This is a genomic window from Halonatronum saccharophilum DSM 13868 (genome assembly GCF_000517025.1).
GTDB lineage: Bacteria > Bacillota > Halanaerobiia > Halobacteroidales > Halobacteroidaceae > Halonatronum > Halonatronum saccharophilum.
The window spans coordinates 139,625-164,250 of the sequence record NZ_KI912095.1 but is presented as its reverse complement, the minus strand read 5'-3'; the positions used below and the strand labels follow the sequence as shown (position 1 = coordinate 164,250).

At 33.8% G+C, this 24,626-nt stretch carries 19 protein-coding genes and 1 pseudogene; all 20 read right to left on the bottom strand.

The features are described from left to right. Positions 1 to 5 precede the first annotated feature (5 nt). The 20 genes and pseudogenes from HALSAC_RS16445 to HALSAC_RS0107815 all read right to left on the bottom strand — a co-directional run bounded on the left by HALSAC_RS16445 (position 6) and on the right by HALSAC_RS0107815 (position 24,614). On the bottom strand, positions 6 to 2,963 hold the full coding sequence (locus HALSAC_RS16445; protein ID WP_051412136.1) for a non-ribosomal peptide synthetase: 2,958 nt from the start codon (positions 2,961 to 2,963) through the stop codon (positions 6 to 8). Between the two features lie 40 nt (positions 2,964 to 3,003). Then, the gene (locus HALSAC_RS15360; RefSeq protein WP_051412135.1) at positions 3,004 to 5,301 is read right to left on the bottom strand and encodes an alpha-amylase family glycosyl hydrolase; all 2,298 of its coding nucleotides are present in this window, start codon (positions 5,299 to 5,301) and stop codon (positions 3,004 to 3,006) included. A 500-nt stretch (positions 5,302 to 5,801) separates the two neighbouring features. Beyond that, entirely contained in the window at positions 5,802 to 7,109 is a 1,308-nt protein-coding gene (rpoN, locus tag HALSAC_RS0107915) for an RNA polymerase factor sigma-54 (RefSeq protein WP_027339821.1), read from the bottom strand. Positions 7,110 to 7,217: 108 nt separating this feature from the next. Then, the gene (locus tag HALSAC_RS0107910; RefSeq protein WP_027339820.1) at positions 7,218 to 7,613 is read right to left on the bottom strand and encodes a thioesterase family protein; all 396 of its coding nucleotides are present in this window, start codon (positions 7,611 to 7,613) and stop codon (positions 7,218 to 7,220) included. A 413-nt stretch (positions 7,614 to 8,026) separates the two neighbouring features. Continuing rightward, positions 8,027 to 9,205 (bottom strand): acetyl-CoA C-acetyltransferase, encoded by a 1,179-nt coding sequence (locus tag HALSAC_RS0107905; protein WP_027339819.1) that lies wholly within the window; start codon positions 9,203 to 9,205, stop codon positions 8,027 to 8,029. A 126-nt stretch (positions 9,206 to 9,331) separates the two neighbouring features. Beyond that, complete coding sequence (gene fabG / locus HALSAC_RS0107900) at positions 9,332 to 10,075, bottom strand: 3-oxoacyl-ACP reductase FabG (protein ID WP_027339818.1); 744 nt, start codon at positions 10,073 to 10,075, stop codon at positions 9,332 to 9,334. A gap of 201 nt (positions 10,076 to 10,276) precedes the next feature. After that, positions 10,277 to 11,578, bottom strand: a complete 1,302-nt coding sequence (locus tag HALSAC_RS0107895; RefSeq protein WP_027339817.1) for a GntP family permease — start codon at positions 11,576 to 11,578, stop codon at positions 10,277 to 10,279. A 65-nt stretch (positions 11,579 to 11,643) separates the two neighbouring features. Next, positions 11,644 to 13,200, bottom strand: a complete 1,557-nt coding sequence (locus tag HALSAC_RS0107890; RefSeq protein WP_027339816.1) for an acyl CoA:acetate/3-ketoacid CoA transferase — start codon at positions 13,198 to 13,200, stop codon at positions 11,644 to 11,646. Positions 13,201 to 13,697: 497 nt separating this feature from the next. Continuing rightward, positions 13,698 to 15,458 carry a sigma-54 interaction domain-containing protein gene (locus tag HALSAC_RS0107885; RefSeq protein WP_035571527.1) on the bottom strand — a complete coding sequence of 587 codons (1,761 nt, stop codon included), beginning with the start codon at positions 15,456 to 15,458 and terminating at the stop codon, positions 13,698 to 13,700. Between the two features lie 116 nt (positions 15,459 to 15,574). After that, on the bottom strand, positions 15,575 to 15,832 hold the full coding sequence (locus HALSAC_RS0107880; protein WP_027339814.1) for a DUF3949 domain-containing protein: 258 nt from the start codon (positions 15,830 to 15,832) through the stop codon (positions 15,575 to 15,577). Positions 15,833 to 15,952: 120 nt separating this feature from the next. Next, a complete protein-coding gene (locus HALSAC_RS0107870) occupies positions 15,953 to 17,593 on the bottom strand; it encodes a GMC family oxidoreductase (protein ID WP_211231321.1) in 1,641 nt (546 codons plus the stop codon). Beyond that, positions 17,574 to 18,206, bottom strand: a complete 633-nt coding sequence (locus HALSAC_RS0107865) for a gluconate 2-dehydrogenase subunit 3 family protein (protein WP_027339812.1) — start codon at positions 18,204 to 18,206, stop codon at positions 17,574 to 17,576. Before HALSAC_RS0107865 ends, HALSAC_RS0107870 begins: the two co-directional genes overlap by 20 nt. A 3-nt stretch (positions 18,207 to 18,209) precedes the next feature. Beyond that, positions 18,210 to 18,596 carry a hypothetical protein gene (locus HALSAC_RS0107860; RefSeq protein WP_035571525.1) on the bottom strand — a complete coding sequence of 129 codons (387 nt, stop codon included), beginning with the start codon at positions 18,594 to 18,596 and terminating at the stop codon, positions 18,210 to 18,212. 226 nt (positions 18,597 to 18,822) lie between these two features. Continuing rightward, the gene (rsgA, locus tag HALSAC_RS0107855; protein WP_027339810.1) at positions 18,823 to 19,839 is read right to left on the bottom strand and encodes a ribosome small subunit-dependent GTPase A; all 1,017 of its coding nucleotides are present in this window, start codon (positions 19,837 to 19,839) and stop codon (positions 18,823 to 18,825) included. A 326-nt stretch (positions 19,840 to 20,165) separates the two neighbouring features. Then, positions 20,166 to 20,861 (bottom strand): SAM-dependent methyltransferase, encoded by a 696-nt coding sequence (locus tag HALSAC_RS0107850; protein WP_035571524.1) that lies wholly within the window; start codon positions 20,859 to 20,861, stop codon positions 20,166 to 20,168. A gap of 170 nt (positions 20,862 to 21,031) precedes the next feature. Next, a pseudogene (locus tag HALSAC_RS16860) lies at positions 21,032 to 21,151 on the bottom strand (methylated-DNA--[protein]-cysteine S-methyltransferase); the annotation flags it as partial. Positions 21,152 to 21,259: 108 nt separating this feature from the next. After that, complete coding sequence (locus tag HALSAC_RS0107840; RefSeq protein WP_281172345.1) at positions 21,260 to 21,775, bottom strand: methyltransferase domain-containing protein; 516 nt, start codon at positions 21,773 to 21,775, stop codon at positions 21,260 to 21,262. 177 nt (positions 21,776 to 21,952) lie between these two features. Continuing rightward, positions 21,953 to 22,438, bottom strand: coding sequence for a GNAT family N-acetyltransferase (locus HALSAC_RS0107830; protein WP_027339807.1), 486 nt, complete (start codon positions 22,436 to 22,438; stop codon positions 21,953 to 21,955). 30 nt (positions 22,439 to 22,468) lie between these two features. Then, positions 22,469 to 23,098 carry an amidohydrolase family protein gene (locus HALSAC_RS0107825; RefSeq protein WP_281172344.1) on the bottom strand — a complete coding sequence of 210 codons (630 nt, stop codon included), beginning with the start codon at positions 23,096 to 23,098 and terminating at the stop codon, positions 22,469 to 22,471. A 664-nt stretch (positions 23,099 to 23,762) separates the two neighbouring features. After that, positions 23,763 to 24,614, bottom strand: a complete 852-nt coding sequence (locus HALSAC_RS0107815; RefSeq protein ID WP_027339805.1) for a tagatose bisphosphate family class II aldolase — start codon at positions 24,612 to 24,614, stop codon at positions 23,763 to 23,765. Positions 24,615 to 24,626: the final 12 nt, after the last annotated feature.

The window sequence follows — 24,626 nt, the reverse complement described above, 5'->3', positions numbered from 1 at the left end:
CTCCTTTATTTGATAATATACTTTAACTCTTTAAATAATTCCTTTTGTTCATTATATATGTTAAGTAATTCTTTATTAACTTTACTAAGATATTCTTTAGTTACTTTGTTATTTGGCTGTAAAATCTCGAACTTTTTTTGACATTGTATCAAGTTATCTATGATATCTTTAGGTATCTGCTGATATTCAGAATAATCTAATAAAAACTTTACTATATAATCATACTTAAAATGCCAAGAATTTAAAGCAGATAATAATAGTGTTTTAATTTGATCATAATTTTTTTCATAATTTATACACTTATCTATTTTATTTGCTATTTCTTTAAATACCCTTAATCCAAAATAAAAGCTAAACTTATTAGTAGGTCCTTGCACCTCTTTTTCTTTAGCAGATAAGTATAAATCAATATGTTGCTGTAAAATATACCTTCCGATATCTTCCATTTTATATTTTTTTAAATTAGTTGTATCTACATTGATTATTTGATAAGGGATATCTTTTTTGTGTGGAAAATATTTATCTATAAAGTTAATCTCTTTATTCCCACTAAAGGATTTCTTAAAATCACTTGCTGAAATTGCACCAAAATAATCATAAGTTACATCATAAACAAGGTATTGATTATCAATATTGTCAACTACTAAAAAAGCATGATTGTGAATCTCATTATCTTGAAAAATAGCTATTTCATCATTACCAAAAACGTTAAAATTCTTTGCAAATTCTTCTTCATCTAATTTATAATCTGGAGTATAATTAAGATAATAAGTAGCACCTAAAGCTAAGACTAATTTATCTTTACTCAATTCTTGTTCACAATACTTTAACCCTTCTTCTAAAGAAGAAAAGGAAACTTTATCCATTCTAATATCTAAATAATCTAAAATAGATCCTAACTCCATAATCTTTTCTGATGGTAATTCCCTATAAATTAATTCATTAGCTAATGTTGAATCATTTACAAAGCCATAATTTAAAATTGCATTCTTTAGACCGATTGGAACAAAATGTTTTTTGATAGAAAGATCATTTTCATACTTTAATTTTTCTAATAAAGCCCCTGCTATACACCCATAATAAGGTTCATAATAACTATCTGGCTTAAATTTTTTATTATAAACTCTATTATCTCTTTCTTTTAAGGCTGTAGCAGCTACCTCTGCTTTACTTTTAAGTATCTCTAATTTTCCTTGTGGTATTTTATCAATAATATTTTTAACTGTCTTATTTTCTAAAATATCTTTAACTGAAATAGGAATTTGATATTTGTTAGCCTGTACCAAAATCTTAATAGCTTTTAAAGAAGTACCACCTAAAACAAAAAAATCATCTTCTATTCCTATCTCTTCTACGCCCAATATGTCTTGCCATATCTCAACTAACTTCTTTTCTACACTATTACGAGGACTAACATAATTTGTAGTAAGCACTGCCTTTGTATCAGGTTTAGGTAATTTTTTCCTTTTCAACTTACCATTATTAGTTACGGGAATTTTATCTAAAAATACAAAGTACTGCGGAATCATATAGTCAGGTAATTTCTTTGTTAAATATCTTCTAATCTCTTCAATATTTAAAGATTTTTTTGTAACAATATATCCACATAAATACTTTTCTTGTTTATCCTGTTTAATATCAGTTACAACTGCCTCTTTAATAGATTTATGCTCTAGTAAATTTTTTTCTATTTCTCCTAATTCTATTCTAAATCCTCTAATTTTAACCTGATGATCTAATCGTCCTTTAAACTCTAAACTACCATCTTTTAAAATTCTTCCTTGATCTCCTGTTTTATATATTCTTTCTCCTGTTTTAAAAGTAGATTCTATAAACTTCTCTTGTGTTAAAGTCGCTTTATTTAAATAGCCTCGTGCTAACCCTAGCCCTCCTATAATAATTTCCCCATATTCTCCTTGAGCTACTTCCTTTAAATTCTGGTCTACAATATAAACATTAACATTTTGCAAAGGAAATCCAATTGGAATATCTTCTAAATCATCTATAATATTGGAGTCGATAGAAAACAAAGTGCTTACATCACAACATTCAGTTGGACCATAAACATTTGTAATTATCAAATTAAAATTATCTACTGTAGCAAAAATATCTTCTACTAAGTTAATTGATAAAGCTTCTCCTCCAATAATAAAATGTTGAATAGATATATTTTGATCTTTATTATTAGAGAGCACTTCAAATAAGATAGATAAATGAGTAGGAGTTCCATCAGAAATATCTACTTTATGTTGATTGTAATAATCTATTAATTTATTCCCATCTAATCTAGCACTTTCGGGAACAATGACTAACGTATGCCCCAATAATAAACAAGGAAAAATCTGCTTTATTGATGCATCAAAGACATAAGGAGATAAAAATCCTACCTTCAAAGGCTGATTATATCTATCATATACTTTATTTTTAAAATTCTGCACTAAATTAATCACACTATGATGCTCTATCATAACCCCTTTAGGTTGTCCAGTTGTTCCAGAAGTATAAATTATATATGCCAAATCTGAAGGGCTATTAACTTTATCTAGCTTTGAATCTATTAAAGATTGTTGAGCAATTTTATCAACCTTGATTACTTGTCCTTTAAAATCTATTTCCTGCTTTAAATTACTCTCTGTCAACAAAACTTTGGCCCTACTATCAGCAAAAATATAATCTTTTCTCTCCTTAGGGTAATTAATATCAATTGGTAAATAAGCTGCCCCTGACTTTAATACCCCTAAAATAGAGATAATCATATCTATAGATCTATCTATCATTATAGCTACAATATCATTTGGTTTAACCTGATGCTTTCTAAGATTTATAGCTACCTTTTTTGCTTTTTTATTCAATTCCCTATAACTTAAACTGTCTTCTTTATAGATTAAAGCTATTCTATCTGGAGTTTTTTGAACTTGTTCTTCAAATAAATCAATTATTGTTTTTCCCCCCAAAGACTCCATTTCTATTCCTCCTGATTTATAAAATTTAATAAAAACGTGATTACTTCAAAATAGCTCCTGTTAAATTATCTAAAGTTAACTCTAATCTACCACCTTTAACTTTATACTCCTTAAGTGATAATAAATCTACTAAGTTTGTTTTAGATTTTACTTTTAATCCTTCTAGATTAAGATTTATTTTATTTGTCTTATCTTTAGTATTTAATATAATTATTAATTGTTGTTGATTATATATTTTAGAATAAATAAAAATCCCCGTATCATCATCTACTACTAAGTCTTTTCTCTTACCAAGAGATAGTGCTTTATTATTTCTTCTAATCTTACATAAATTTCGATAGAAATCATATAATTCTTTATCTTGTTCTTCTCCCCAATGCATAAATTTACGTGAATAATCATAAATAATATCTCCAGTATTATCATCACGACAGTCTCTGTCTTGAGACAAACCTACTTCAGTTCCATAATAAATAAACTGGGTTCCTCGTAGAGTAAATTGACAAACAGCTGCTAATTTAAGCCTTTGTTTTTCACCTTCTGCTTCCCATAAAAAACGATTCATATCATGATTATCTAAAAATCTTCCTATATTAAATTCTTGTGGATAAACCTCATCTAAATAATCTAAATCTTCTTTAAATTCTGAAATGTTTTTGCTACCATAAATAAATAATTCTCTAAAAGACCACACTAAAGCAAAATCGAAACAACCATCTAATTGACTTGTATATTTTTTAGTAATTCCAGGACCTTGCCAAACTTCTCCAAAAATATAGGTGTCTGGACTAAATTCTTTGATCGTTTTTCTAAATTCTACCCAGAAATCATGAGAAAGACCTTCTATATGATCAATTCTAATTCCATCAATATCATATTCTTGTATTAATTTTATAGCTACCTGATTAATCAAATAATCACGTACACTAGGATTATTAGTATTTAATTTTGGTAATTCCTTAATCCCACAAAAAGCTTCATAATCCTCTGGCCAATTATAAAAGATAAACCAATCATAATACAGACTATCCTTACTTCTTTGCGCTTCTTGAAAAAAAGGATGTTGATTAGAACAGTGATTGGGAACAAAATCAAAAATAACCTTTAAGTCATATTGATGAGCCTTATCTACTAATTCTTTTAGTAATTTATTATCACCAAAACGATAATCAACCTTTAAATAATCTTTAATATGATAACCATGATAACCTTCACTACTATAGAAGGGAGTTAACCAGATAGCATTTACACCTAAATCGCTAATATAATCTAATTTATCAATAACTCCTTGTAAGTTACCACCTTGATAACTTTTATAACAATTATTTACTCTATAATCTTCATTAGAATTACCCTGATAAAAGCGATCCACAAAGATTTCATAAACTATTGCTTCCTTAGCCCAATTTGGTGTTGAATAATTATCTACTAAATATGAAAATTTAGTTGTTCCTTTTAGTGTACTTTGCTCCTGTTCAGTAAAGTATAATTTATCTGCTTCGCTATCATAACCTTGTATTAAATACTTAACAATAGTTCCATCACTTTGTGCTGGTATTTTACATTCCCACCAATCAATTAATATGTTATTGTTAGGAGCTATTTCAGTATACTTCTTTTCTAAATCTATTTTAGTCACATTTTTAGCTTGTTCTTGTTTATAACAAGTATTACTTCCGTCAGTTGTATAATATAAATATACTTTATCTACTAAATTTCTTTTACTACTAACTCGAATTGAAACCTCATCAATTGAATTAGGAATATCAGGAAAATAGTTATAGTCATGAAATAAGTCTGTTGTGAAAGGAGTATTTTCATTAGGATCATCATAAGCTCTAATATCTTTAAAGTGATAAGGACTCTTTTGTTCTGTTTTATCCCATAAAGAAATCAAAGAGAAGATGTTATCTAAAGCCTCGTCTTTCATTCTTTGATCAATTTTACTTGTTAAGATTAATTTATTTAATTTATCTTTAGATGGGATCTCTTCTATATTTTTTCCTGTATAAACATCATAAACCTTTGTTTCTATGCCATTAGTAATTACTATAATTGGAGCTGGATTATCTAATAATCTAGCATAAGCCAACATTCTACCCTTTAAATAATCAGTTATCTCTTCATCATTATACCTAACAGCTATTATAATAGCTGGATTACTATTTAATTCTACTGACATATCAGCTCTAATAAAAACCTTCCTTCTTCCTTTTTCTATCAATAATTTAGAATTGTATTTTATGTTAGATTTTGAGTATCCAAGTTCATATAATTTAGGTGTTAAATATTTATCCCTAACCTTTTTTCTATATTTAATTTTTGTAGCTTTATTCATTTAAATCACCCCCAATAAAATGTTTTAATGTGCAAATGATTTACATAAAATACTGCAACTTATATCTACTCCCTTTTTTACCTTGTATAAATGCCTTATATCGATATAATAATGCATAATTAAACTTTTAAAACCACTTATTGAATTATTATACTTTGATTGGTGTAAAATGTCAAGTTTTTATGGTATAATTTCCAATATAATCTAAAGTTCCAGGAATATTGAAGTTTGTTTGTCACATATTGAAGATAAGAGAGGACTATTGTTACAATTAATCATATATATTTTGTTTCCTATAGTTCAATCTATATTTTCCCTAAACCAATTTAATTTATAATAATATTTTATAACCCCCCTTAACCTTCTACTGTTTTAAGTTTTGATTAACTTACTGCGTTAAATACTCTAAATCTAAAAAGTTAAACTAAAAGTTTGAGTGCAGCTTTAATTTACAAGATATAAAAATAAAAGAAAGGAGAGACCAATGGTCTCTCCTTTCTTTACTCATACCTTTTTCTTAACCTTGATGAAGGTATTTTCAACTCTTGTCTATATTTAGCTATTGTTCGGCGAGAAATTATTATCCCTTTCTCTTCAAGTTCTGCTTTAATTTTTTCATCACTTAAAGGACTAATTATACTCTCTTTGCTTATAATTTCTTTAATATCTTCTTTAACACTAACTGCTGATACATTTGTAAATTTACAGTCAATACTCTCACTAAAAAGATATTTAAATGGAAATAAACCATAAGGTGTCTGAATATATTTATCATTAGTTGCACGACTAACTGTTGACTCATGGACACCAATCTGATCGGCAATTGCTTTCATAGTCATTGGTTTTAAATACTTTGGCCCGTTATCTAAAAACTCTTGCTGAAGATTAATAAAAGCTTCAACAATGTTATAGACTGTCTGTCTTCTTTGCTCTATGCTTTTAATCAACCATAAAGCAGAGTTCAATCTATCATCAATATATTCATTAACATCACTTTGATTGCTATTCTTTAATAAATTTTTATAATAGTTATTAATTCTTAAAGTAGGAAAACTTCTCTCATCCATTATAATTGTATAATCATTACTGTGTTTTTTTATGATAATATCAGGTTCCAAGTAACTATTGCTATTACTCTTTGTAAACATATCACTTGGAATTGGGTTAAGAGATTTAATAAAATCAATAATACTTTGGGCTTCTCTTGTTTTAACTCTTAAAGCTCTAGCAATTTTTTTCACCTGATTCTTTCCTACCTCCTCAAGGTAGTTCTCTACAACTTTTTTAGCTAATTTGACTTGTCTTTGCTCTTTTAGCCCCTTTAAAGAATCTAATTGTATTTGGAGTGATTCTTTTATTCCTGAAGAAGCTATCCCCCTTGGAGTAAACCCTTTGATCATATCTAAAACTTTGTAAAACTTCTCACCTTTTAAACTATTATTCAACTTACAAATAATTTCCTCATCTAAACTAAAGAATCCGGAACCATCTAAGTTTCCGATAATATATCTTCCTATTTCCTCTTCACTCTTATTATTTACCACTAATTTCAACTGCTTTAATAGATGTTCTTCTAAACTAATTTCTTTAGCTATAAATTCTTTATAATCAAATTCTTCATAATTTGTACTACTTTGATATCTATAATTATCTTCTAACTCTAATAAAGGGTTTTCCATTACTTCTTTCTCTAGATACTCAGTAAGCTCTAAAGTAGATAGTTGCAATAATTCTATAGCTTGCTGTAACTTTGGAGTCATTATTAGATTCTGTTCTTGTTGTAAATTTATATCCTGATTTAACATCATAGTAAGCACCACCTTTTAAGCTTATTTTTAGCTTAAATATTAAATTAATAAAGAGATAGTGCCTTATATTAATATTATACAGTTATTAAAAACCTTCTTATATAGCGACTATATCTTAGATAATTTATCATTAGTTCTGTTTTCGAACTCATCTAAGTCAATAATATATCTCATATGAATTCCTTCTCCAACCTTTTCTATTTCATCCTCCGCTACTACTTTAAAGGTAAGTTTTTTGCCATCAACCTTAATTAACTCTGCTCTTGCTTCTACTTCCATACCTATAGGTGTAGCAGCAAGGTGATTAATATCCAATGAAATCCCAACAGTTGCCTGTCCTTCCTCTAGATAAGGAAGTACCCCTTCACTAGCTGTATGCTCCATTAACCTTAGCATTGCTGGTGTGGCAAAGACATTAACTCCAGGGTTTCCAAGGTTATTAGCATTATCTTCATCACTTACTTTAATTTTAATCTTATGAGTAAGACCCTCTTTGAGTTTCATTTACTCTCCTTTCTTACTCTCTTCTTACTTTAAATTTATCACATTTGGGCTGAAATTTCTACAAAAAGAGAGTAGTATCAATTTCCAATTCTTATATGTAGTGTTTATAGATTCTCTAATATGTATATGAGAGTTGAAGTTATATAGTAAATGTAGGGGTGAACCTATGTGTTCACCCGAAATACATTGCCGATTATTTTTGGAGCTTTCATATAACTTTTATCAAATCAGAAAATATAACGGTAATGTACCGTTTGGGCAGACACATAGGTCTGCCCCTACATTTAATTTTATAAAAGTTACACTATATTACAAAAGATTATATCTTTTAATCTTCTGATTTTTAACTAGCTCACCCTACAGGTCTAAAAATCAAGACCTTCCGTAATAAAAACCATTCGCTGATAGCTCAATTACCTCTCTACTATGGTAGCAAGTCCTTGTCCTCCACCAACACAGAGTGTAGCTAGACCACGTTTAGAATCTCTCTTCTCCATTTCATGTAATAAAGTAATTAAGATTCTAGCTCCACTAGCACCTATAGGGTGTCCTATAGCAATAGAACCTCCATTTACATTTACCTTCTCCATATCTAACTCAAGATCTCTTGCTACTGCAATAGATTGAACTGCAAAGGCTTCATTTGCTTCTATTAAGTCCATATCTGATATCTCTAACCCTGCTTTCTTTAAGGCCATAATTGTAGAAGGAACTGGACCAATACCCATTATCTTAGGATCTACACCTGCAGAAGCATAAGCTTTAATTGTAGCTAAAGGTATAACTCCAAGAGCATCTGCTCTCTCCTTTGACATTATAACTAAAGCTGCTGCACCATCATTAATTCCAGAAGCATTACCTGCTGTTACTGTACCATCCTTTTTAAATGCTGCCCTTAAATTACCTAAACCTTGGGCAGTTACTCCTGTCTTTGGATACTCGTCCTTGTCAAAGATTATCGGATCACCCTTACGCTGCGGTATCTCTACTGGTACTATCTCAGCTTCGAATTTACCTTCCTTCTGAGCTTTTTCTGCGCGCTGTTGGCTCATTGCCGCGAATTTATCCTGCTCTTCTCTACTGATACCATATTTTTCTGCTATATTTTCAGCAGTAATTCCCATATGGTAGTCATTAAAAGCACATTGCAGACCATCATGAATCATTGAATCAATTAATCTACCATCGCCCATCTTCTCTCCCCAACGAGCTTTCTTTAATAGATAAGGAGCACCACTCATATTCTCCATCCCACCTACTACAAGAACATCTGTATCACCTGCTCTAATAGCTTGGGCTGCTAAGTTGATTGCTTTAAGCCCTGAACCACAAAGTTTATTAATTGTAGTGGCCGGAACAGTCTCTGGTAAGCCAGCATTTATTGCAGATTGACGGGCTGGATTTTGACCCAAACCACCTTGTAGTACGTTACCCATAATTACTTCGTCTACATCATCAGTCTTAATTCCTGCTCTCTTTATAGCTTCTTCAATTACTATACTTCCAAGCTTTACAGCTAATACTTTCTTTAAAGAACCACCAAAACTACCAACTGGTGTTCTAACAGCACTTGCAATTACAACCTCATTCATTATAAACCCTCCTCGATTTATTTATAGGAATCAGGAATTAGGAATCAATAAATTCAAAATTTTAGACTTGAATTTCTATACTGAGACCAACTCTTAATTCCTGAAACTATATTCTCTGAATTAGAATTATCCTAACACAAGTCCTCCATCAACGCTTAGGATTTCTCCGTTTACGTAAGAAGATTCATCAGATGCTAAGTAAAGGTATGCATTTGCTATATCTTCTGGCTTACCAAGCCTCTTTAAAGGTGTCTTAGCTTCCATCTTACCTAATATCTTCTCTGGTACTGCATCAGTCATTGGAGTTTGAATAAATCCTGGTGCAACAGCATTAACTCTAATTCCTCTACTTGCTAATTCTTTGGCCCAAGTCTTAGTTAGACCGATTACTCCAAATTTAGCTGCAGCATAGTTAGTTTGCCCAACATTTCCATATAAACCAACTATAGAAGTCGCATTAATAATAGCTCCACCACCTTGTTTCATCATTGCCTTAGCAGCATGCTTAGCACAGTTAAATACCCCTTTTAAGTTAACATCTATTACTTTATCCCAAGCTTCTTCACTCATCTTAACTAGGAATCCATCAGCAGTTATACCTGCATTATTTACTAAAATATCCAACTTGCCATATTCCTCTACAGTCCTATCAATCATCTCTTCACAAGCACTATAATCAGAGACATCTATCTTATAGAACATTGCCTCTCCACCAGCATTTTTGATATCTTCTACAGTCTTTTCTCCACCTTCAGCACTATAGTCAGCTACAACAACTTTAGCGCCCTCACGAGCAAATATCTTAGCTGCCTCTTCACCAATTCCCTGTGCAGACCCTGTAATAATTGCAACTTTTCCTTCTAATCTCATTATAACCCCTCCATTAAATTTAATTTCTTAATTATAGTTATTGTCTATTTCCTATTAAAATATTACCGTTATTTATCTAATTCAAACCACTTCTATAAACTAAAAAATAAAAGTGTATAATAGAGGGCAGCTAAATTAACTCTCTCCATTTTATACAATTTAAATAAAATTATACTTATTTATTAAAACTGATTGCTCATATTAAAAGATACCAATAGTAGCCATTACTACTCCAACTAGACCAGCAACAACAGGGATAGCAAGTGCTACAACGAAGATATCCTTATAAGATTCCTTATGAGTCAAACCAGTAACAACTAATAGAGTAATTACTGCACCATTGTGAGGTAATACATCAAGACCTCCTGATGCTAAAGCAACAGCTCTATGAAGTGCTTCAGGGTTACCTCCCATTGCTAAGAAAGACTCAGAAAGAGCTTCTAGGGCAATACTCATACCTCCAGAAGCAGAACCTGTAGCTCCTGCTAAAACATTGGTTGAAATTACACTGTAAAGATATGAGTTGCCAAATGTTACTCTAGATAAAGCATCTACTAATACATCAAAACCATCTACTGCTCTTACTACAGATCCAAAACCTACAGCTAAAGCTGTATTCATAATAGCTGTTAAAGAACCAGTAGCACCTACATTTACTGTTTCTTTTAGTCTATCTAATGTCTCAAGCTTATTCCATAATAGAACTACAGATAAGATAACTCCCCAGAATAAGGCAACATTAATGTTCATATCAAATAAATTTAAAAGTAATACAACACTGACTAAAGGTGTAATTGATAAAGCAAAGCTTGGTAATTTATCCTCAGCAATATCTTCATAATCTGAAGCACCTCCTACTTCAAACCTTTCACCATTAGCTTTAGCCTTTCTTGCTTCATTATTAAGATAAGTTACACCACCAATTCCCATGATTAAAGCACCAACAATACCCATTAGAGGTGCAGCCATTGCATTTGTACCAAAGAACTCTGTTGGGATAATATTTTGAATTTGAGGTGTACCTGGAATAGCTGTCATTGTAAAGGTGAATGCACCTAAAGCGATAGTACCAGGAATTAACCTTCTTGGTAAATCAGCCTCTTTGAAGATTCCCATTGCTAAAGGATACATAGTAAATACAACAACAAATAAACTAATTCCACCATAAGTCAAGACACCACAAGCTGCAACTACTGCTAAAATAGCTCTCTTTGCACCTATCTTACTTATAACCCAGTTACCTACTGCAGCAGCAGCACCTGTATTCTCCATAATCTTTCCAAATACAGCACCTAGCATAAACATTGGGAAGAAAGATTGAATATAACCTACTGATCCTCCCATGAAAGTATCTAAAAACGTATCTAAGAGTGGTAACCCACCTGTTGCAGCAACAAATAGAGAGAATATTGGAGCAGCAATAATAATACTTACACCTTTCATACAAGCATACATAAGACCTGCTAATCCAAGTATAATTCCGATTAATGATAACATTTCCATTGTTTGTTGGCCCCCTTATTGATATTTTTAGTATTTTTTAAGAATATAATCCTGAACTTTTTTATTTATATCTCTAGATCCATTGCTTGGTCGTTAAAAATTCTATTATCCATAGTCTTTAAATCATCAGCAATTAAAGGTTTGAAATCCATTAAAGCTAGTACATCCTTCTCTAAATCTATCCCTGGAGCAATTTCTGTTAAGACTAAGCCTTCAATTCTTAATTCAAAGACAGCCCTTTCAGTTATATAGATTACCTCTTGCTTCTTCTCACTTGCATATTCTCCACTGAAGGATATTTGCTCTACTTGGTCTAAGAACTTCTTAATCTTTCCTTCTTCTAGAATATTAAGCCCTCCGTCCTTAACTTCTACCTTTAAGCCTCTAGCTGTGAAGGTTCCACAATAAACAACCTTCTCTGCGTTTTGAGTGATATTTATAAATCCACCTACTCCAGCAATCTTGGGGCCAAACTTACTTACATTAACATTACCAACTTTATCAGCTTGGGCCAACCCCAAGAATGCTACATCTAATCCACCACCGTCATAGAAATCAAATTGATATGGTTGGTCCACAATTGCTTCTGGATTAGTAGATCCACCAAAGCTTAAGCCCCCAGCAGGGATACCGCCAATTGGCCCTGATTCTACAGTCAAGTTCATCTCTTCATTAATTCCTTCTTCAGAAGCTACAGATGCTACACCCTCAGGCATTCCAATTCCTAAGTTTACAGTCGCATTAGAAATTAATTCCATAGCTGCTCTACGAGCAATAATCTTTCTCTCATTTAAAGCTAATGGCTTTAATGATTCTAAAGGAACTCTAACTTCACCAGTATAAGCTGGGTTATATGCCTCTACAAAAGACTGCATGTGTTTAGCTGAATCCTGTCTTTCTACTACTGCATCAACTAAGATTCCAGGAATCTTAACTAGCTTAGGATCGATACTGCCTGCTTTAACAACCCTCTCAACTTGAACGATTACCTTTCCTCCAGAATTTCTAACTGCTTGAGCAATTGATAGTGCTGTTAATGGCATAGCCTCTTTTTCCATACTTATATTTCCTTTTTCATCAGCACTAGTTCCACGCAAAATTGCTACATCTATTGGGAATGTCTTATACATTAACCATTCTTGGTCGTTGAAGTTAACAACTTCTACTAAATCTTCTGTAGTTACATCATTTAACTTACCACCTTGCACCCTTGGATCAACTAAAGTTTTCAAACCAACGTGAGTAATTGTCCCTGGTTTACCAGCTGCTATATCTCTAAACAGATGAGTAATTACACCTTGTGGGAAGTTATAAGCTTCAATCTTATTCTGGTTAGCTAACTTACCTAATTTAGGTGCTAATCCCCAGTGACCTCCAATAACACGCTTAACCATACCTGGTTGAGCAAAGTGATTTAAACCTCTATCTTTTCCATCACCTTGGCCTGCTGCATAAACTAAAGTTAAATCTGCAGGAGTAGATTCTTCTTTATACTTCTCTTCTAAAGCTGCAGTAATCTCTTCTGCATGTCCAAAGCCAACAAAACCTCCTGTAGCTACAGTTATGCCATCTTTAATCATCCCTAAAGCTTCTTCTAATTTCTTTATCTTATTCTTTGACATATTATAACCTCCTTTGGTTTAACTAGTTCTTAGGTTTTAGTTTCCGCTTATAAACTTATATATCTTTAAATTATCTCTCTTATATTCTTATAATCTTATATTAGAACTTTATCTGCCTCCACCTATATTAAAATGCAACTTCCGTGCCAAAGTCGAAAAATATATTAAATTTCTTTTTTAAAAAACTAAAAACCCCGCTAGAATAGGGTTCCTTATGCTTTTAATATCTTTTTTAATTTTTTGTAAAAAAGTTAGTTTTATTGTTTTTGTATATTTTTATCTACACTATTTAGTGAAATATATCCTTAACTATTTGTGCTTCATATCACTTGTTATCTAACTTTATTGTGAGCTATCAAAAAGTTACTGTATAAAAAAATCTACACTCTTGATCAAGAGTGTAGATTTTTTTATACATCTTTGTATTCAAGTAATTATAAGGTTAGAATTTATAGTAATTTAGTGCGACTTCTAATTCAAAATAAAAATAGATATGCCTAAAAATTAGACATATCTATCCCGTAACTATCTATTTTATTGTAAAGAGAAGTTCGATGAATCCCTAATAATTTAGCCGCTTCAGTTCTATTGCCATCTGTCTCTTTAAGTACTTGTTTTATAGTATTGACCTCAGTCTGGACGACAATATTCTTTAAGTTCCAATTCTCTTCTTTCTTTATTTTACTAACTTTATTCTGATTAGCTCCTAAAATATCAGGCAAATGAGAAGGGTGAATAATACGTTCCGAAGTTAAATTTATAGCCCTTTCTAGAAAATTACGCAACTCTCTAACATTTCCCGGCCAATCATAATTCATCAAAGCCATAATACTCTTAGTCGACAACTCCTTTGGCCCAAGATCAAGCTCTTCCACCAAATTCTTTAGTATTGCCTTTGATAATAATGGAATATCATTTAATCTATCTCTTAAAGGGGGGATGGATAATCTAATAACATTCAAACGATAATAGAGATCCTTTCGAAACTTACCTTCACTTACCATTTCCTCCAAATCTTCATTAGTGGCAGCTATTACTCTAATATCAATATCAATAGTCTTTCCACCACCTACCCTTTCAACCTCTCTCTCCTGCAAAACCCTTAGTAACTTAACCTGCATATCAAGAGGCATCTCACCTATCTCATCTAAGAAAATTGTTCCTCCATGGGCCAACTCAAACTTACCAGCCTTCCCCTTAGCGTTGGCCCCTGTAAAAGCACCCTTCTCATAGCCAAAAAGTTCAGATTCTAATAAATTTTCAGGAATGGCAGCACAATTAACCCTGATAAAGGCACCATACTTACGATGGCTAGCCTTATGAATAGCATGGGCAAATAACTCCTTACCTGTTCCACTCTCACCTTGAATAAGTACTGTCGAACTACTTTCAGCTGCCCTCATTCCTACCTCTTTAAGATATTCCATCCTTTTATTACGAGTAATAATATTATCAAAAGAGTACTTAGACTTTTGCATACTCTTAATCTCATTCTTATAATAATCCAGTTTATCCTCTAAGGACTCTAACCTCTTAGCTAAAGCATTTAACTCCTTGATATCCTGAAATAGAACCTTTCCTACAGCACCAGCCACCCTGCCATCTCTTTTAAAGGGAATTCTACTTGCTATCATATCATAGCCTTGAATCCTTTGGACATGTCCTATCTCTTCTTTTCCACTCTTAGCTACTATGTGCATCCTTGTATTTTCAATCACATCAGTTATATGATTTCCTAATACATTCTCCTCTTTGATGCCTAGAAACTCTTGATAAGCTTGATTTAACTTAGTTATCCTTCCTTCATTATCGACAATTATTATCCCTTCATAAGCACTATTTATGATTGCTTCTAAAATTCCAAGATCATCTTCTGCTCTCTCTAAGCTACACTTTATTCTATTTAATTCTGTTATATCTTGAAAGACAGCTATCGCCCCAACTACATCTCCTTCATAAGATATCAAGGTTCTATTGGAGTAAATTTCCTTATCTTTGATTTTTAAGTGATACCCTGGCTGATCTTTTTTAGAGCTCAATATGTCTTTAAAGTCAGTCTCTGGAATTACCTTTTCAATAGGTCTTCCTAATGCTTTACCTTTCTTTATCCCTAATAAACTTTCACTACTTTGATTGAAGATAATTATTCTACCATCATTATTAATAGCAATTACTCCATTATGAACAGAATCAACAATAGCTTCAAACCAATTTAAAAGTTCTTCTTTAGATCCTCCAATAAGGTCTTTAATCTCCATCCATTGGCCCCCTCTTATCTTGCTACAACTTTATTTTTTAAATATCTTATTATAAAGATTATTATTTATTATATCTAAAGAAGTGATAATTTAATAAAATATTATAAGCCCAGATTTTACTTTCTTCTCTTTTTAAACTCATAGATTAACCAAGCAATAAATCCTGAGATTGCAATTAAAGGGTTTGCTCTCATAAAATAGTTATTTACATCTTCTTGCAAGGTTGCCCTCTCATTCATCTCTCCCTGAGATAATCCTAGCTTATTTCTCTTCTCTTCCATACCTTCAATATAATCATATTGCAACTTAACAATAAAACCTAAACCGGTAATAATTATAAGTCCTGTAACTGAAATTATCAAAATTAAATCCATTATCATCACCTCCTCTATCTTTATACTATCATTTATTCACCAAAATAATCCATTAGACCTTTAAAAACTTTTTTCAACCATAAAACAGGGCCAACGCTTAAAAAGCATTGGCCCTTCATATCAAAACTCACCCTTCTTACCCATCTGAATTATATAATCTGCTGTCCTAGCAGCAATTGCTAGAACTGTATTAGTCGGATTACAACCTCCAGAGGTCGTAAAGACACTGGCATCACAGACAAAGAGGTTAGAGATATCATGGCTTTGGCAGTAGCCATTGACCACAGAGTTGTCTGGATCATCGCCCATTCGACACCCTCCCATTAAATGACCTGTATCAGCTGCTACAAAGGTCGGTTTCCCGCCCCTTGCTTTAAAGATCTGATTGGCCTTCTCTACTCCATGCTCAATCATCTTATTATCATTCTCACAATAATTAAAGATAACCTTAGGCCTTGGCAATCCATACTCATCCTTTTGATCACTTAAAGTTACGCAATTATCTTTTTGAGGAAGAACCTCCCCTACCATTGTTATCTGAGAGTAGAAGTTAAAGTCGAGCATCTTCTCCCTTAGATCCTTACCCCAATACCCTGCGTCGGCTGTCAATATCTTGGAAAGCGCTACTGGCCTATCACCATGGGCATTTAGAGTATATCCCCTTAAAAAATCATTATCAGGATCGGTCTCATAGAAGTCTTGAGTACATGCCATCACTGGAGTTCCTTTATATAACCTCATCTCTTCATCGAATTTAGCAAAGATATCATGTCCACTATGGGTCATAAGATACTTTCCTACTAGACCACTATTATTGGCTAATCCATCTGGATACTGAGAACAGGCCGAATTGAGTAATAATCTTGGTGTTTCAACGGCAAAAGCCGAAACAATTACGACCTTAGCTTTTTGTAGGTAGTAGCTTCCATCATGATTGAACTCCACACCCTGAGCCTTCCCATCTTGGTCTACCAAAATTCTAGTAACCATGGAATCAGTAATTATCTCTGCCCCATACTTTATGGCTTTGGGGACATGATGTATAAGGGTACTGAACTTAGCATTTGGCTTACACCCTTCATTACAAAAACCCCGATTGGTACAAGGTGGCCGCCCATCGAAGGGAGCAGATAAGATAGCAAGGGGAGGAACACTACTTCTAATTCCTAAGACCTCACACCCTTCCCGAAAGACCTGAGCCCAGGCACTTATCGGCTCCCTCTCAGGGTAAGGATATGGTCCATTGAAGGGTCCCCAAGGGAATTGCTTTGGCCCAGAGACCTTAATATCATTCTCTATCTTTGTATAGTAAGGCTCAAGATCCTCATAGGTGATGGGCCAATCCTCGCCTACCCCATCAGTAGATTTGGTTCTAAAGTCACTTTTATGAAAACGATAGAAGACACCAGTAAAATGGGTAGTTCCACCTCCAACACCTCGACCCGAGTTATTTGGCCCGAACTTTAAGGCATCATTTCCATCAGATAAGCGGGTATCCTGCCAATTTAATCGATAAGCATGTAGTTCATCACTGGCAAAATCCACTTGAGGATCCCAGAAAGGTCCTGCTTCAATTCCTACTACATCTAAACCTGCTTTACTCAATTCATAAGCTAAGACTCCCCCAGCTGCTCCCACACCGACTATACAGACATCTACCTCTTTATCTCCATACTTTCTATGATTTAGATCATCATAGCGACTATCCTTATAATGATCACAATTATGCTTTACATAGCTCTCATTCTCCACCGTCATCATCTCCCTTGTTGCCCTCTCTTTTCCTTACAGCTTCCCAAGGATCTGCCAAGCCAATCTCTAGCCTATAATACCCCCTTGGATGGGCAGGGCCACCATAACCTATCTCTGACCAGATAGTTGGATGTGAATAGTAAGGTGCTACAGTCAGTATCAATAGCTTATCAAATAGATCTTTTTGAGGAATCTGTGACCATTGGGGAATCTGGGCTGCTTCTCCCACCTGCAAGGATGCTATGATATCAAACTGCTCCTGGACTCCTATAGACAGAAAATCTGTATCATATAACTTTCTTGAAAGATCATTAATTGCCTTCAAACCCTCCCTGACCAAGATATGCTCTGGTGGAGCCTTAGAGCTTCTCTGATATTCTCCTGTCTTGTCGTTTAGTCTAGCATCTATAGAATGGATAACCCAATCAAATATCTCATCCCGATTATCGTACATAAGGTGTTTACATATTACTCTTAGCTTGGATTCTTCCTCATCAGTTAAGAACTTCAATGGAGGAAAAGGGCCAAGCCTCTTAAGTACCACGTCTGCAGTAACAGGATCCCACTCTTTAACAGAGTCTAAGACATCAAAGTCTGGATAATAAGTCTTTCCCTTCTCCATCTATTAAAACCTCCCTTGCAAAAGTCGCAACAGATCAATAGCAGCAACGGTAGCAACTATCAAGGGTAAGATTATAGGCGGACCAACCATATGGTTATGTACATTCTGACCACCTACACGCTTGCCTACACCATCAAAATGGAGATAGAACCCCCATAGATGTGTTGCTATAACAATAACTAAAGTTATAAATAATAAGGTCAACACCCAGGCTGCTGGATAAAACTCTGCTAGAAGTAAGATTGCTGCTAAAAAATAAAGGGCTATTACTGGCACCCACAAGCTCCAATGAAAGAAGTTCTGCCGATAGTGAAATAAATGTGTAGCTATAGCCCATAAAAGAAACTTAAATCCATGCAATAGACTTTCTAATATTTCCAAAGTCTCCATTTATATTTCTCCTTCTCTTTAATTAATATAAAATCTTAAGATTAGGATACAACTGGAGGTTTGGTTTTATACATTGGCTGTGTAACTTTATTACTAGTGTCAGTGCCAGTGTCTGTGTCAGTTAAGATTTAAGTTCTTGAATTTGCTGACACCGACACCAACACTGACACTTTATAATAACCTCAACTAAAAAAGGGCCAACGATTTAAATCGTTGGTCCTACCTTCTACAAACCCATTCTCTTCAATTTTATCCTAGATGCTCCCTCTGATCCATACTTCTTCTTTAACTCAATATACTCAAGCTCCCTCTGTAGCTTCCTATAACTCTTCAACCTTTCCTGAGGGAGTTCACCCTCCTCTATTGCTCTCTTTACTGCACACTTAGGCTCAGAGTCATGGTTGCAGTCATTGAAATGGCAACGGCTTGCCAACTCTTCAATATCACCAAAGGTATCCTTTAGACCTTCTCCACCATCCCAGAGTTGTATCTCTCTCATCCCTGGGGTATCGATTATCACTCCACCCTCCTTTAAGGGAATCAACTCTCGATGGGTAGTAGTATGCTTTCCTTTATCGTCATCCTCGCGAATATCCTGAACCTTCAACCTCTCTTCTCCAATTAACTTATTAACTAAGGTAGACTTACCAACACCAGAGGACCCAATTAAAGCAACGGTCTCTCCCTCCTGCAAATATTGGCTAAGGTCTCCTATACCTTCATCGGTCAAGGAGCTTATTGGATGAACCGGCACACCGAAGGCGACCCCTTCTACCTCCATTATCTTAGAGTCAACATCAGGGCAGAGATCGGCCTTGCTCAAGACTATGACTGGGTTGGCCCCGCTCTCCCAGACGATGGTCAGATACCTCTCAATCCTCCTTAAATTAAAGTCTTGATTCAAAGATGAGACGATAAAGATGGTATCTAAATTAGAAGCCACCACCTGCTCATAGGTTGTATTTCCAGCAACCTTCCTAGAGACCTTACTCTTTCTAGGTAAGATACTGTGAATTATTGCCCGCTCATCACCTTCATTAATCGATACTAAGACCCAGTCTCCTACTGCTGGAAAGGCCTCATTATATCGCATCTTCCCTGTAGTCTCGGCCAATATCTCTCCCTCTTCACTATAAACCTTGTATATATCTCTATACTTGATAGCTACCCTTGCTATCTTATAACCTTCTCTATCTATATCCTTTAAATAATCATCATTCCAACCTAATTTTATCAAATTCAACGTTTCTTCCTCCTTTTAATTTAACCTATTCTCTTCTTATTTCACCTTCCATCACCGAACCATTAACTCCGAACTTATCTATAACAATCATTCTCACCACTCCTTTATTTTTAATTTTGTGTCAAACTTGCCATAAAACTACTTCACAATTCTAAATGAAACTTTCTAGATAATATAGTTGCACTCTGTGCAACTAGCTATCAGTCGTCAACCTTCAGCTATCAGCTAAAGAATTTAAAGCTTTTAAGCTCTTGACCTTAGCTGACGACTGATAGCTGATAGCTGACTGCTATAGTAATAAAGCTACGCTTTATTACTATAAAATATCACCTTTTATTCGCCAATACCATCACAAAGGTTAAACAGTCCTCTACATCTGCTTCCATTAACTTCTCATCTATTTCAAACTGGGATGTCTTCCATATCTCCTTGCTATCTTCAATATCTCTAACCAATTGAACCTCTACCAGACCTGTCTTACTCCAATGATTCTTCCACCACTCTCCTGAATGGAAGGTGAACATATCGTTGGCCCAATACTCCTCAACACCTTTAGGAATTCCACCTTTTAACTCCCTTGTTAGACCCGGTACTACTATTCCTATCTCTCCGCCTGGCTTTACTAACTTGTGAAGATACCAAGGTAGATAAAGTTCATTAGTACCAAAGTAATGGTAAGCATCAATACTGACAACAGCATCAAAGAAACCTTCGGCATATGGCAACTGATGGGCCTCCCCTTTGATTGGAAACACCTTATCCTCAACTCCTGCCTCTTTAATCCTCTCCCAATTCTCTGTCTGGTCTATCCATAGGTCAGTAGCCCAGACCTCTACTCCAAACTCCTTGGCTAAGAAAATTGAGGTCATTGCTTTACCACACCCTAAGTCTAGAACCCTCATCCCTTCCTTCAAGTCCATCTGATTAGTCAAATCCTCTAATCCGTATAACGGATTTGGCCCCATTCTATTTTCATCTATCCACTTCTGATCATAATTATTAACACGCTTAAATCTATCCAATGTTAATCTCTCCTTTTTTATTTGAAATTTTCTTCTTACCGCCTTCTACTTTACTAAACTCATTAACAACAATCATTCTCTTCACCCCTTCATTTTTTGTGTCAGTGCCTGTGCCAGTGTCTGTTAAAATCTAAATCATTCAATTTACTGACACTATTTATTCATTTTAATCACTTCAGATTCTTTCTCTCATGCTCAAGCAGCCACTTCTTCCTCCATAGTCCTCCTGCATAACCTGTCAATGACCAATTTGAACCGACCACCCTATGGCAAGGAACGATTATACAGAGATAGTAATAAAGTGTCGGTTAGATGGGTAGGTGGGTGGCTAGGTAGGTAAGACCTTCCTAAACACCTACCTCCTACCCTCCTAACTCCTAAAAGTGACGTCTTTATTACTACTTCTCACAAATCGTTAAGTACCTATTAATCGAATAATAGAATTCTTCCTTGCTAGATAAATCTTTCATCTCTTCAATCCAAGCCTCTAAATCTTCTAAATAAACCTCACTTTCTTTAACTAACCATTCCTTCATCATATAAGCTATTCTATAGGAGTAATTATTCTCCTCAAAGCTTTCATTGGTCAAGGTATAAACTATATAATCTACCTTTTTAAAACCAACCTTATTACACATCCCCTTTAACTTACGACCTATCGTCCCATCTGGACCTAAATCACAAAAAGTTTGATTTATTCTTCTCTCTCTAGCCAAATTTTTAGTAGTAAAGATCTGGGTATCAAAGTCTGTGTGTCCAATCAATGCCTTGCCTCCAGGCTTTAAGACCCTCTTCATTTCACTGATAACCTTCTTAGGGTCTTCAACCCATTCTAAAACTTCGAGGCAAATTATCTTATCAAAACTATTATCATCATAAAGTAAAGCCATTGCATCACCCTGAACAAAGCTTATCTTTTGGCCATATAAAAATGTGATTCCATCTTCGGAAAGAAAATATTAATAAGGTCTATATACTCTTTATTGGCCTGACAATCTGGCAAAAAGCTATTAATCTCCTCCATACTATTCTCACCAAAGAATAGCTTAATTACTACTAAGTATCAATTTGATACTGGACAATGCATTACTTCAACCCAAACTTTTAACCATAAACAAGCATGGATTATCTTCATCCCATAACTCTTTAAACTCTTCTAAGGGATAGAATCCAATCCCACTATAAAACTTTCTTGTTCTATCATAATGCTCTGACTCCCTACCTTCTCCTAGAGTCTTAACGGTGAAGAACTTTCTTCCTAAACCTTTTAATCTCTCCTCTGTAATTATAATAAGTTCTTTACCAATCCCTTTTCTATGATAACCTTCTAAAATTCCCATTACATAAAGCTCACTAGTATGGTCATTATGATCTTTTATAGCTAAAAATCCAACTACTTTCTCCTCAACCTTAGCAAGAAAAAAACATTTATCCTTTACCCCTTCTATATAATCCTTAATAGCATCTTCTACTCCAAACCATTCTGGTAAACTTCTTAATATATCTTCACATACCATTGCCTTTCTTTGGGAATCCAAAACCTCTTCTATTTCAAAATTAAACTTATCTACTATCATTTAATCAACTCCTTAAATTTCTTCAAAATTTTATAAACCTAGGTTAAATACCTCAATTGCATTTTTGTAAAAAACCCTCTCCCTATCTTCAAAACTTATATCCAACTGATTTATAAGTTCTATATGGTCTTCTATACTACAGATACCATAGTCACTGCCAAATAAAACTCTCTTTGAATTATCGCTAATTGTCCTCTCTAAGATATTAATAATATTATCTCTTCCTGTTACTTCTCCAACTTCATAATCTTCTAAAGCTGAGGTATCAAAGTAAATATTATCAAAGTCCTTAGTTATTCTATAGCAATACTCAACTTCGGGCCAAAAATAGTGAGAAATAACCACCTTTAGACCCCTATACCTTTCTACAATATCGATTATATATTTAGGATCATTATACTTAGCAGCATTAGAATCGCCACTATTCCACCCTGTGTGTATGACTAATGGAATTTCATTTTCTGCACACATCCTAAATATTGCCTCTAATCTTGAATCATTTGGATAATGTTTATCATTACCGGGAAAAATCTTTATTCCAACAATCTCCTTTTCCTTTGCTAGGATGTCTAATTTCTTTATGGTTTGCTTACTATCCTTTAATATATTCAAAGTCCCCATTATAAAAATTCTTCTCTCATCATCAAATAAATTTAAAATTTCATCTAAACTACCAACCTTTAAAAGTTGGCAAGTGTAAATGAGAGTCTATCCTCATATAATCAATCCCTTCAATTTAAATTAACATACAAAAAACCACAGGTATAAAACTCACCTGTGGTTAAATAGATAAAACAACTTTAATCTAAGATATATAGCTAAAGATAGACCTTATTAATCCACTAGCTAATATCATTATCTAAACACTTAGAAAATAAATAATCAGCTCTTAGATTTTCCAAAGACTTTATAACACACCTTTAACTTATATACCTATACAAAAAAGCAAATACCCACAGGTTTTCACAACCTATGGGTATAGTAATCCGATTATTTATACTGAGGCATACTCAAAGAAGATGATATTAATCACCTTACTTCTACTTATCCCTCAGCTCCCAAGTTGGTTGTGAATATAAATATAGTTTTACATTTTCTCTTCTACCAATCTGCCTTATCCTAAGCCTTCTCATATTCACAACCCCCTTTCTCTTTTTAGATTTAATTTCCATTACTACCTAAAGTATATATATGATTATATGTTTTGTCAAGGAATAATATTATAATTTTGTTTATAATTTATTATTGTGAGAATTAATTTAACCAACTAAATAACAGAAAATCCCCACTGACTAAATTTAGTCAGTGGGGATTTTCTGTTATATTAATATCTATTATTGCTCATACACATTCTAATCTTATCTTCTACAACCTTAGCCATAGCCTCTTTTCCTGGGGCCAAATACTTTCTTGGATCATTAATCTCAGGGTGCCTTTCAAAATACTCCTCTACAGCCTTAGAAAATGGAATTTTCAACTCTGTTGCTATATTAACCTTAGAAATTCCTAATTCAATACTTCTTTTAACATCCTTCTTAGAAACTCCAGATGCTCCATGCAATACTAAAGGTATAGAAATCTTCTGTTTAATCTCCTTTAACCTATTAAAGTCCAAATTAGGTTCCTCTTTATATAGTCCATGTGCCGTACCGATAGCAACTGCTAAAGAATCAATCCCTGTTCTCTCTACAAACTCTACTGCTTGATCTGGATCGGTATATTTAGAGTCGGCTTCATCTACCACTAAATCATCTTCTTGACCTGCTAAACATCCAAGCTCTGCTTCAACAGTTACACCTCGAGGATGAGCATAATCAACAACCTCTTTTACCCTTCTAATATTCTCTTCAAGATCAGAGTGAGAAGCATCAATCATCACTGATTTTGTCCCTAAATCTATCGACTCCTTAATATCAGAAAATTCTTCATGGTGATCTAAATGAAGGGCAATTGGAATATCATAACGATTTGACGCAACCTCTGATATAGCTTGGATATAATCTCTTCCTGAAAATTTAAAGGTACCTGGTGTTGCTGCTAAAATAACAGGAGAGCGCAATTTGTTAGATACCTCTACTACTACCCTTAACGTTTCTAGATTATGGATATTAAAAGCAGGTATTGCATATCCATTCTTTTGAGCTTCTATTAACATATTCTTAGTATTTACTAACATTTTTCAACCCCC